Raw genomic sequence first — 13,584 nt, forward strand, 5'->3', positions numbered from 1 at the left:
TTTACGCCATACAGCATCGATCTGAATACGGCCTTCAGTGATGTGGATAACGTGGATGGCGAGTTAACGTTTAGCGTCTCTGGTAATAGCAACATTCAAGTGGCGATCGTCAATGGTATTGCTACGTTCACTCCAACGGCAGACTGGAACGGCTCAGAAGCATTGACCTTTACGGCGACCGATCCAAGCGGCGAAAGCGTTAGCCAAACGGTGAACTTCACGGTTGCGCCTGTGGCGGACATCGTGGCAGACAACGCGACGGTTGTGGAAGACACGCCAACCATCATCAAGGTCTTAGATAACGACACGTTCGAAGGCGACGACAAAGTGGTGTCGCTCGATACCAACAACGGTCCAGCCAACGGCACGGTCTCGGTCAACCCGGACGGCAGCGTGACCTACACGCCAAACGACAACTACCACGGTACAGACAGCTTTACCTACATCGTTACGTCCGGTGGCGTCAGCGAGTCCACCACGGTGAACGTCGATGTGACGCCAGTCAATGACAAGCCTGACAGTGAGGACTTTACGCATGTGACTGACAAGCCTGTGACGCAAGTTGTATTTGATACTGATACGAAACCTTTAGGTGATGGCGACTCTCAAGATCATATCGCGGATGTTGAAGACGACTTAAAAGGCAACGATCTACATGTCCGAATTACTGAACTGCCAACCTCAGGTACGTTGTTCTTTAAAGATAGTGATGGTGAGTTGCACGAAATTAAAGAAGTAAGCGATACGCTTTATGACAAAGACAGCCTTTACTATGAAGCTGATAATGTTGGCTTCTTATTAGGTATCAAAGATCGTCCAAATACGCCTAATGGCTCGGAATCTACAACAGATTTCAATAACTGGGGATTAAGTGAGGATGGTGGTTCATCACATTCCCGTACTGAGCATTTAGCAAATGGAGCTTCTATCACCATTTCTTCTGATAGCGGTGAGCTTGCGCAGTACAACCGCCAGGTGTCACACATCGGCAATGGTATCGCTGACAATGATGGGCAGGGTATTGAGAAAGGTGAATCGATTACGATCGATTTGTCTAATAATCCTGTGGGCAGCGTAAACCTTGGCTTAGATGGATTAGGTGGATTGTTTGATTACGGTGATGACAACGCAGCACTTATTACGGTTACATACTTAGATTCAAATAATGTCCAACAGACTCAAACGTTCGAGTTTTTGAAGCCTGAAGGCAACTTCATGCTATTCCAAGAAACAAGCGTTGGTTATGGGAAAGATCTAGCTCTTCCTGAAGGTTCGGTCATTACTCAGTTAGATTTTTCTACGAAAAATGAAGGTAACTGGGAGTTACGTTATGTAGAAGGTGTTCCTGCCGAAGACAGCTTTGGATATGTGGCAGTCGACTCTGAAAATGGCGTTAGCGATCCATCTACAGTCAATATCGTTAACGAAATGTTAGATGGTAATGTTGCGGAAAACGGGCCAAGTCTGTCTGTGGTCGGTGATAGTGTGACCGAGGGTGACAATGTCACGTTCTCGGTTGTTCTAAATGAAACCACTAGCACTGCCGTTAAGTACCAAGTTGATATGCTTGCTCAAGGTTCTTCAGTTGATAAGAATGACGTAAATCTATCAAATGCAACCTATACAAATGGTGTTGTTTTCTTAGGTGGTTACTTGATTGTTCCTGCAGGTATAAGTAGCTTCGAAATATCGATTCCGACTATTGATGACTTGGTTGTGGAAAGCAGCGAAACGATCGTTCTTGAGATCGGCGGTGAAACGGGGACGGCAACAGTTCTTGATAATGACAGTACAAAACTTAGCGTAGTAGATGCCGGCGATGTCATTGAAGGAACTGACGCAATATTTACCGTTTTACTCTCTAACCCTGTTCAAGAGGCCGTTGTCGTCAATCTGAAGTCAACAACAAATGATAGCTATACTGCGGAAGATGTTGATTTAGGCGCTATGGCAGTGACCTATGTGGATACTCATGGTCAAACTCAAACATTAGATATGGCGCCTAATGGAGACGTTACCATACCTCCAGGTGTCGCTGAAATTAAAGTCGCAGTCCCGACCAAACTAGATAATGTCCATGAAGGTGATGAGAGCTTTGGTCTGACGGTTACGGAAATCGGTAGTGTCACCAGTAATGGTATTGCAACTGGTAACGCAAATATTGTGGATTCTGATCCTGCACCTTTAGTTAGTATTAGTGCCGATCAAAACAGCGTAAATGAAGGTGAAACGGCAGGCTTTACGCTGACACTTGATAAAGTTGCAGATGAGAGTGTTACGGTTCATGTCGAATATAGTGGCGTGGCCCAAGATGGAAAAGATTTTGTTGGCGTTCTGAGTGTTGAAGTTCCTGCGGGTCAATCTTCAGCTGCTCTTGACTTACTGACGGTCACCGATGGTATTTATGAGGGCGCAGAATCTTTCACAGTAACCATTAAAGAGGTTGATGGCGCTGATGCGAGCATTGCTTCAAATAACAGCGCAAGTGTTGTGATCGTTGATGCCCAAAGTGCACCGAAAGTGACTATTAGCTCAGATCAATCCTCAGTTGATGAAGGTAGTGATGCAAAATTTATCGTCAACATTGACCAAAAAGCAGATGAAGATGTACTGGTAACATTCACAATCGGAGGGAATGTTGATGACAAAGATTATATTGCTCCAAGTACGTACACAGTGACGATTCCAGCGGGTAAAACGTCGGCGCCGATTGATATAAAAACTCTCGATGATGGTATTTACGAAGATCTTGAAAACCTAACCGTGACTCTAATAGATACGGTTGGTGCAGATTCGATGCTTGCAAGTGACTCGAATGAAGCAACAGTCTCTATTATAGATGCTCAGCACGCTCCAGAGTTTATTTCTGGCGGCGATAGTGCTGGTGACAAACCAAATGATGATGTTTACGACTTCGGGTCAGTTAAAGAAAACACGGTGAATGGGGCCGTTATTGGTACGGTCGTTGCTGAAGATCACGATAATGACGTGCTTGTATACCGCTTCGCAGATGGCTCGAGCACTAATGGTATTTTTGATATCGACCCGACAAGCGGAGAGATTTCATTGAACAAGACAATCGATGATGTTGACTTGGGCGATTATACGCTTCAGGTTGAGGTTATCGATGGAACTGGCGGGATTGATACTGCCGAGGTCAATGTTTCTCTGATAAATGTGAATGATGCTCCTGAATCTTCGCCTTCAGTGGTTGAGATGAATGAAGATACTCAAGTGATGCTTGATTGGTCATCATTCGGTATTAGCGATGTGGACTCTGACGTATCAGATCTCTCCGTCCAAATTACAACGCTTCCTAGCGATGGATCATTAGAGTACAGAGATTCGCAAGGCGATTGGCAGTCTGTACAAATCGATCAAATCCTCGATAAATCGCTTTTTGAGGAAAACGGTGTTCGTTTTGTACCTGAATTAAATGAATCAGGCAGTGACAGCTTCGGCGGAAATCAAGTCGGAGATCAGGAATCTAGTTACGCTCAAATTGGTTTTAAACCGACAGATGGGCAGAGCACTGGTCAAGAGTCAACACTGACAATAGACGTAAACCCTGTAGCTGACAAACCGAACTTAATTGCAGTGACGCCATTAAACTCATTGCCTCAACAAGAGTTTAACGTTACGACATGGAGTAATGTTCAAGTTGGTTCTAGTGATGGTATGGGGGTCAATGGAGAGACTCTAATCTCAGCGATCAACGCTCTTAATGAAGCCGATGGTACTCGATTGAGTTGGGCAAATGTGGAAGATTTAGGGACTCATGCAACCTTGGAAAATGAGGCCGTTCTAGTCACATCTCTTGTTTATCTCGAAGCTGGCTCGAGTTACGACTTTGTCGGTCAAGCCGATGATAGCCTTGCAATCAAGTTGGGTGGTACGTTACTTGATCAAGCTCGTTGGGGGAGCGACAGTGGTGATATTAAGGGAGCTAGCTTTACCCCTTCGGTATCTGGCTTTTATCCAATTGAAATTTATCACCATAACCAAAGTGGTCCGGGTAACTTTAATGTGGATGTATCCATTAATGGACAAGCGCCTGTCAACCTGAGCAATAGTAGTCTTTACGTAGTTAGTGATGAAAGTGCACTAGAAGCAACTGATATCAGAACGTCTGAACTACAAGAAGTTAATGGTGTTGCGTTTTACGAAACATACCAGCTGAACGAAGGGTTACAAGATACAGCGATACCGCTCTCTGAAATTAAAGCAAGCTTAAATGATACAGATGGCTCTGAATCACTTAAAGTCACGCTAACTGGCTTACCTGTAGGTGCGATCCTTTCAGATGGAAATAGTTCTATTACTGTCGCAACTATTGATGAAGAACTGGACGTGACAAGTTGGGCATTAGATGCACTTACTGTGACTCCACCTGCGGGCTCCCATGATGACTTCACTATCAATTTGACTGCAACGAGTACAGAAAGCTCGAATGGTGATTCAGCAGAATCTAACTTGGCGATCAATGTTGTAGTACATGAGAACTTACCGACGGAAACGGAAAGTGATTTGGGCGAAACCATAGAAGACAATACTCTACAAGGGAATGTATTGCTTAATGACTCTGACGGCGACAATATTCTGATGGTAGATCATCTTACTATCGATGGTGCTGATTACGAGGTAGGCGAAAGTGTTTCTTTGACTAGTGGTACGTTACTAGTAAACCGAGATGGTAGTTACATATTTGAACCTGCTGAGCATTGGTCAGGTGACGTTCCATTAATTAGCTATACCACAAATACTGGCGTAACAAATACACTTGATATCAACGTTGCCGCAGTTGCAGATGCCCCTGCGATCACGATTAATGTTGGAGAGTTAGTAAAAAGAGATGCTGTTGATCCTAATCACCACTTAGCTACATCGGCAATAAATAATACCAATACCGAAAATGAGGCTGTCGCAGCCAACCTTGGGTTGGATAATGCAGTACCTAAAATTAATACACACGCTGGTGTTGTGTTGGGAGTCAATACTGACTTAAGTGACACCGACAGCTTGTTTGTTGGGACAGATTTCAACGATGTATTCTATGGTGGCGGTGGCGATGACGTATTTGTTGGCGGTGGTAACAATGATACGTTTTATGGTGATGACGCGACCAGTCTTACTCTGCATGATGGTAAAGATACAGTCTACCTAACAGGGAACTTTGATGACTACAAAATGACCTTCAAAGACGATCATGGCGGTAAAGTTCCATATTGGATTTTATTAGATAGTCGTTCTATCGATTCGGTAAACGATCATACAGGTAGTGATGACCGAGGTGATCATTTATATGAAATTGAACGCGTTGTTTTTGCAGACAAAATTGTTGATTTGAAACCTGATGGCACTTATGAAGTGCTTCAAGATCGCTGGATTTCGGTCGATGTGGATGTTGATCTAGTTGATGTCGATGGAAGTGAGGATTTAGCGCAGACTGCTCTTGTACAAGATCTACCAGACGGTGTTGACGTGTATGTTGATGGGCTCGCAATTAAGCAAGATTCAAATGGAGATTACCCTGTCACTCTTGGTACAGATGGTAAGCTTTCCCTGGATATCAGAGTGCCATTCGATTATGAAGGCAGCTTAGAGTTCCCGCTAAGCGTTACTGCTACGTCTGTTGAAGGATCAAATAATGACGCAGCTTCAACAACTGAATCCGTTGAGCTTACAGCTCGTGACTATGTGTTGGAGTCGGGATCACATGGGAATGATCAGATAACGGGTAGTGACGATCACGATATTATTGTTGGTGATGTTCAAGGATTGGAGATCATTGCAGGTCAGGACTACAACATCGCATTTGTTCTGGATACTTCAGGGAGCATGGGTAACTGGGTAGGAACTGCGAAGCAAGAAGTGCTAGACGTGTTTGATGAGCTGTTAAGTGCGGTAAATCAAGGAGAGAAGCCAGGGACAGTGAATATTCACCTTAGTGAATTTGCTTCAAGTGCATCAGCGGTGATTTCTGTTGACTTGAGTTCTCTTACAGCAAGAAAAGAGTTTGTAGAAGAGTTGAATCGTGTAATTGATGATGAGGGTTCTGGCGGCACAAACTATGAGGCGGGCTTACAGTCGGCCGTTGAATGGTTCAGCAGTCAACCTAACCCTAATGGCCAAAATATCACGTACTTTGTTACGGATGGTCAACCAAATAGAGCAACATACCTCTATGGTGTAGCACCGAGTGAATTCTCGAAAGTGATTTTGGACGTCGATAATTCTGGCAAGCTTGTTACCCTGCAAGATATTGCGAGTAAAAACAATTACTCATACGGACAAACAGTTACCTACAAAGGTGATGTCGTTATAGATAGTTACGGTAAGGTTTATTCACCGCTAACAGGAAGAATCCTTGGCGATATCGACAGATATTATGGCTCTATCCGTTATTACGATGAAGGGAATAGCTCGACACAAGCTCAACACATGTATCAAGTACTAGCGGCATTGTCCTCTATAGAAGCGATAGGTCTTGGGAGTGGCGTTGATGAACATACACTCAAGCAGTATGACACTGATGGTGTGGTAGAGTCAGATATTGATGTTACTAAGCTTGCTGAAACGATATTGGGTCAAGATGTACCTCTCAAACAAGGTTCAGACACTATTCAAGGAGGTGAAGGTAACGATATCTTGTTAGGTGACTTAATTGAGTTTGGTGGTAATGAACAAGGCTTAAGTGCGATTCAATCACATGTGGCGCAGCAAACGGGTCAGGATGTGTCTACCGTTGACGGCGAAGATATACATGAGTACGTTAGAAATAACTTGGAAGAATTCAACCAAACTCACCAAGGAGATAAATCGGATAATTTATATGGCGGCGCTGGTGATGACTTACTATTTGGTCATGGTGGCAACGACATACTCGTTGGCGGTGAAGGGGATGATATTCTGATTGGTGGTTTAGGTAGTGATACTTTAACAGGGTCAGAAGGGGCCGACATCTTTAAGTGGAGTGAAGTCACTAACGATGTTGATACTGTCACTGACTTCAATAAAAATGAAGACGCTCTAGACTTCTCAGATCTGTTTGACGACTTATCTAAAGATGAAATTGGAGAGCTTCTTAATGATCTTCAATCAGGTGATCATACTGGTGATGTCGGAGAGTATCATGTAGAAGTGGCACCAGACGGGGGATCTGAGGCAAACCTGAGTATTACAAAAGGGAGCTCGACATTGGACATCCATTTTGACGGTGCAAGTGTTGATGATGTGACTCAAAGCTTAATTGCGAGTTTAGAAGCTCAGTACAAAGACATGTAGTAGCGCTAAACTGTAGTCAAATTTAAAATCAAAAAAGGTCTAGCAATTTGCTAGACCTTTTATTTTTACGGTCTGTTTATTGTTGTGCTAGCTTTTTGGAAGTGTTGTGAAAACGGTCCATTCTTTCTTCACTTCACCCTTGTGGCCAATCACTGTTGCGGTTACTCGACGGTTCAATGCGTGACTAACTTGGTCTGTACCTTGTGTCGCAAGTACTGTGTCTCCATAGCCGACAATGGTAACTCTATCTCCACTAATGCCATTCTTCATGAGCTCTTTTCTAACGTTTTCAGCGCGGCGCTTAGATAAGTCAAGATTATGTTCTGCAGTACCAGTGCGACTAGCATAACCTTGAATCTCTATAGACGTGTTCGGGTACTCTTTCAAAAAGTCGGATAGTTCAAGAATTTGTTGCGTAAAGATAGGGTTGATCACATCGGAATCGTTCGCAAATAGTACTCGAATTTGCATTTCTTGTGAGGAGTCAACGTACGAACCACAACCGTCGTTGTCTATTTCGGCACCCAAAGGTGTACCCGGGCACAAATCTCGCTCGTTAATGACTCCGTCAGAGTCATCATCTATATGATCAGCCCACTGATCGGCAATTGGGGTATCTATGTAATCATATTCATCACCACGATCTGATGAACTGCATGCGGAGAGCATTAATGAGAGTGTAATAAAAGCTATGTGTTTCATAATTAATACTCCACTTCTTCTAGCCATTCTTTAGGCATTTCAACCCTTAATGCACTCAACAGTTGCCCAGTTGCGTTCATCACTCGATATTTGGCGTACTGCTCTGCGTATTTAGAATCTAAGTAGTCTTTACGCGCCTCAAAGAGCTCGTTTTCAGTGTTCAATAGATCAAGCAGTGTTCGTTTACCGATGCGATATTGCTTCTCGTAAGCAATTACGGTTTCAGACGCAGAGTCTACATGATCTGATAGAAACTCTTTTTGTTGTAATGTTAAATCAAGCGCACTCCAAGAAAGCCTTAACCCTTCTTCAACATTGCGATAGGCACCTTCACGCAAGTCTTTTGCTTTATTTAGCTGGTAGGCAAAGTTTTCTGAGTTCGCTGCATCACTGCCACCATTGAATAGGTTGTAGCGTAGACGCAGCATGGCAAGTGTCTCATCACTTCGACCTTTTAAACCATCAGCGTCGTCACGCCATGTTTGCGAAGCTTCAATTGAAATGGTTGGGTAATTAACACCTTTAGACTGTTTGTATTGAAACTTAGCCGAGTCTACGTCTGCGAGCGCCACTTGAATAACGGGATGAAGTTCAAATGCCAAGCCTACCGCTTCATCAACCGTGTACGGGATAAAGTTTTGGTCCGCTCTCGGAAAGATTAACCCTTGTGGTGTTTGACCGACTAAACGAGTGAACATCGTGTGAGAGTCATACAGGTTATTTTGAGCAGCAGCTAAGTTTCCGTGTGCTTTTGCCAAACGTGCTTCTACCTGCGTCAAGTCAGCAGTAGAGCCGATACCCGAGTTGACTCGTTTTTTAATGTCATCGTAAATATCTTTATGAACAGCAAGGTTGTTTTCTGAAAGCTTTAGGACTTCATACGCTTTAACAGCGTCCAAGTACACTTTAGTCACTTCAAGTGCCTTATCTGAAGCATCTGCTAAGAGTTGAAATCTAACAGATTCAGCATCAGCTGCGGTTCGATCAATATCATTTAATGTAGCGCTACCATCCCATATTAGTTGGGTCAGTGTCACTGAAGCTTCCTTTCGAGTGTAATCCGTGTCTCCTCGACCAACTTCATCTGACGGGTCTAATCCTTCATATCCAATTCCAGCATCTAGATCAACAGAGGGGAGGTAAGCACCTGATGAAGCTTCATTTATGTACTTCTGGCTCATAAACTCGTTAAATGCACTCTTAATATCGGGGTTATTTTGTAGCGTCTGTGCAACCGCTTGCTCTAGAGTTTGACCGAAAACTGGTGAAGACACTATTAAGCAACAGCAGGCTATATGTACTCGATTCCATCTCACGTTAGTTCTCCTAAAATCATGTCGCTCTTATTCTGTTTCATATTTGAGACGAGAAGTTACAAACAATGAATTTTCTTAGTGCGTATTATCAACTTGTTGATGTTTAAATGTTTAATTCAATAAAAAACAACAATCTTACTCTCTAAACTCTAGCATACGAGGCAAAGCTTGCTTGGTAAGTGGTCGATTTTTTCGTAGAAAACCTTTTTATCTTAAGAGCATAGCGGAAACTGGTTTAAATGAAGGCAAATTCTTCGGTTATTTTCCTTATTACTCTCAAAAAACTAAATCCTCTTGGAATAAAACGAAAAATTCATATTTTGTCTAAACTATAGACGTGTTTAGTGCAGTAACAAGCCTTTAATTAAACTAATACAAGGATGAAGAGCATGGATCGAGTAGCGTTAAGTTCATTGATGAGCAATGTCGTGGTTATAGGGCTTGATGGGAACCTGAGAAGTCTTGAAAGTGGTCAGCTACCTCAGCCTGGTGAATTAATTATTGAGGAAGTTTCTGATACATCAGAATTAATTGTACAACAGGTAACACCGCAAGGTAGTTCAATTAACGTTACTGATGATGTCACTGCGCTAATCGAGGCTATCGCTAGTGGAGAAGACCCGGCTGCTCTTGGTGAGGATTTTGAGCCAGCTGCAGGTGAGGAAAGTGGTTCTAGCCCCCAAAATACTGGTGCAATAGATCGTACTGGCGCTGAATTGTTGGCTAGTACGAATTTTGAGACCGTCGGTATTGATGGAATCGGACTATCTACAACTCAAGCACTATCTTTGTTGGATCTTTTCAGAGTAATTAATGGCCCTGTACCACCGACTATCTTAGTTCAAGAAATATCTAGTCCGACTATCAACGAAGGTGACCAAGTTGTATTCGATATTACTCTAAGTCAAACAACTGAAGACAACACTGATGTCATTCTTTCTCTCCTTGATGGAACCGCAACAGGCGGCTCAGCTGACGAGAACGGGAGTGACTACGTCAATGAGCGTGTCCTCATAACATTTTCTGATGGTACAACAGAAGAAGTTTCAGTCGGTGAAAGCGGAACCTTTACCATTTCGATCCCACCGGGTGAAAGTGACTTTACGGTCTCTATAGACTCTATTGGCGACTCTATATTTGAAGGCCCAGAAACGTTTACGCTCTCTGGCACGACAGAAGAACAAAGCACACCTGTTACTGGGACTGCCACTATTTTAGATGATGGTAGTGGACCTGGCTCAAATCCTGATGATGATCGCCCAGCGGTAACGATGAGTGATGCAGGTACGGTTAATGAGGGTGACACAGCGAACTTCAAAGTGACGCTGTCGAATGCCTCCGAGTCCGCTGTTCAAGTCGAGCTAGGCCTGAACTTAGGCGATACCGAAGTCGGTGACTTAGGTACCTTAGAATACAACACGGGAAGCGGTTGGGTGACAGTGCCAAACGATGGCGTAGTCACGGTGCCAGCAGGGCAAACTGAGTTTGATGTGCGCATCGCTTCCATTGATGATGCGGTGTACGAAGGCCCAGAAGATTTCAGTGTCACGGTAACCGGCATTGGCGCAGTACAAGGCAGCGATACGGGGACGGCAACGATAGTGGATGACGGCAGTGGCCCGGGTCCCGATCCGGATGATGACCGTCCAAGCGTGACTATTTCAGACGCTGGCACCATCAATGAGGGTGAGACAGCGAACTTCAAAGTGACGCTGTCGAATGCCTCCGAGTCCACTGTTCAAGTCGAGCTAGGCCTGAACTTAGGTGACACCGAAACCGGTGACTTAGGCACCTTAGAATACAACACCGGAAGCGGTTGGGTTGCAGTACCAAACGATGGCGTAGTAACGGTGCCAGCGGGGCAAACCGAGTTTGATGTGCGTATCGCTGCCATTGATGATGCTGTTTATGAAGGCCCTGAAGATTTCAGTGTCACGGTAACCGGCATTGGCGCAGTGCAAGGCAGCGATACCGGTACGGCAACGATAGTGGATGACGGCACGGGTCCGGGCCCTGATCCGGATGATGACCGTCCAAGCGTGACTATTTCAGACGCTGGCACCATCAATGAGCGTGAGACAGCGAACTTCAAAGTGACGCTGTCGAATGCCTCCGAGTCCACTGTTCAAGTCGAGCTAGGCCTGAACTTAGGTGACACCGAAGTTGGAGACTTAGGCACCTTAGAATACAACACAGGCTCCGGTTGGGTTGCAGTGCCAAACGATGGCGTAGTAACCGTGCCAGCAGGGCAAACTGAGTTTGATGTGCGTATTGCTTCCATTGATGATGCTGTTTATGAAGGTCCAGAAGATTTCAGTGTGACGGTAACCGGCATTGGCGCAGTACAAGGCAGCGATACCGGTACGGCAACGATTGTGGATGACGGCAGTGGTCCGGGCCCTGATCCGGATGATGACCGTCCAAGCGTGACTATTTCAGACGCTGGCACCATCAATGAGGGTGAGACAGCGAACTTCAAAGTGACGCTGTCGAATGCCTCCGAGTCCACTGTTCAAGTCGAGCTAGGCCTGAACTTAGGTGACACCGAAGTTGGAGACTTAGGCACCTTAGAATACAACACCGGAAGTGGTTGGGTTGCAGTGCCAAACGATGGCGTGGTGACGGTGCCGGCGGGGCAAACTGAGTTTGATGTGCGCATTGCTTCTATTGATGACGCGGTGTACGAAGGCCCTGAAGATTTCAGTGTGACGGTGACTGGCATTGGGGCGGTGCAAGGTAGCGATACGGGAACGGCAACGATTGTGGATGACGGCACGGGTCCAGGCCCCGATCCGGATGATGATCGTCCAAGCGTGACTATTTCAGACGCTGGCACCATCAATGAGGGTGACACAGCGAACTTCAAAGTGACGCTGTCGAACGCGTCTGAAGCGGAAACGCAAGTGGAATTGGGTCTTAATCTTGGCGATACCGAAGTTGGAGACTTAGGTACCTTAGAATACAACACAGGCTCCGGTTGGGTTGCAGTGCCAAACGATGGCGTGGTGACGGTGCCAGCAGGGCAAACTGAGTTTGATGTGCGCATTGCTTCTATTGATGACGCGGTGTACGAAGGCCCTGAAGATTTCAGTGTCACGGTGACTGGCATTGGCGCAGTGCAAGGCAGCGATACGGGGACGGCAACGATAGTGGATGACGGTACGGGTCCAGGACCTGATCCGGATGATGACCGTCCAAGCGTGACTATTACCGATGCTGGCACCATCAATGAGGGGGATACAGCCAATTTCAAAGTGACGTTGTCGAACGCCTCTGAGTCCACTGTTCAAGTCGAGCTAGGCCTGAACTTAGGTGACACCGAAGTTGGAGACTTAGGCACCTTAGAATACAACACAGGCTCCGGTTGGGTTGCAGTGCCAAACGATGGCGTGGTAACGGTGCCAGCAGGGCAAACTGAGTTTGATGTGCGCATCGCTGCCATTGATGATGCTGTTTATGAAGGCCCTGAAGATTTCAGTGTGACGGTGACTGGCATTGGCGCAGTGCAAGGCAGCGATACGGGGACGGCAACGATAGTGGATGACGGCAGTGGCCCGGGTCCCGATCCGGATGATGACCGTCCAAGCGTGACTATTTCAGATGCTGGCACCATTAATGAGGGGGATACAGCCAACTTCAAAGTGACGCTATCGAATGCCTCCGAGTCTACAGTTCAAATCGAGCTAGGCCTCAACTTGGGTGACACCGAAGTTGGAGATTTGGGCACCCTAGAATACAACACGGGAAGTGGTTGGGTGACAGTGCCAAACGATGGTGTAGTAACGGTGCCAGCGGGGCAAACTGAGTTTGATGTGCGTATTGCTTCCATTGATGACGCCGTTTATGAAGGTCCTGAAGATTTCAGCGTGACAGTAACCGGCATTGGCGCAGTGCAAGGCAGCGATACGGGAACGGCAACGATAGTGGATGACGGCAGTGGTCCGGGCCCTGATCCGGATGATGACCGCCCGAATGTGACTATTACCGATGCTGGCACCATTAATGAGGGTGAGACAGCGAACTTCAAAGTCACCTTATCGAACGCGTCTGAAGCGGAAACGCAAGTAGAGTTGGGTCTTAATCTCGGCGATACCGAAGCCGGTGACTTAGGCACCTTAGAATACAACACCGGAAGCGGTTGGGTGACAGTGCCAAACGATGGCGTAGTAACGGTGCCAGCAGGGCAAACTGAGTTTGATGTGCGTATCGCTGCCATTGATGATGCTGTTTATGAAGGCCCTGAAGATTTCAGTGTGACGGTGACTGGCATTGGCGCAGTGCA

4 protein-coding genes are annotated in these 13,584 nt (G+C 45.7%); 2 read left to right on the forward strand and 2 right to left on the reverse strand.

Features of this window, described 5'->3' with window-relative positions:
- Positions 1-51: 51 nt before the first annotated feature.
- Entirely contained in the window at positions 52-7,284 is a 7,233-nt protein-coding gene (locus tag R8O11_RS11560; RefSeq protein ID WP_318194162.1) for a tandem-95 repeat protein, read from the forward strand.
- 87 nt (positions 7,285-7,371) lie between these two features.
- Here the strand turns inward: R8O11_RS11560 and R8O11_RS11565 are convergent, their stop codons facing one another.
- Positions 7,372-7,986, reverse strand: coding sequence for an OmpA family protein (locus tag R8O11_RS11565; RefSeq protein ID WP_005377363.1), 615 nt, complete (start codon positions 7,984-7,986; stop codon positions 7,372-7,374).
- Positions 7,987-7,988: 2 nt separating this feature from the next.
- Complete coding sequence (locus tag R8O11_RS11570; RefSeq protein WP_021707835.1) at positions 7,989-9,302, reverse strand: TolC family outer membrane protein; 1,314 nt, start codon at positions 9,300-9,302, stop codon at positions 7,989-7,991.
- A gap of 389 nt (positions 9,303-9,691) precedes the next feature.
- On the opposite strand from R8O11_RS11570, the gene R8O11_RS11575 reads away from it, so the two are divergent.
- On the forward strand, positions 9,692-13,584 hold a 3,893-nt coding region (locus R8O11_RS11575; RefSeq protein WP_318194163.1), incomplete at its 3' end, for a Calx-beta domain-containing protein.

Source organism: Vibrio sp. 1288 (genome assembly GCF_033344475.1).

Excerpts from the sequence above, each read along its gene's own strand:
- R8O11_RS11565 (WP_005377363.1), bottom strand. The coding sequence starts at position 7,986 with ATGAAACACATAGCTTTTATTACACTCTCATTAATGCTCTCCGCATGC.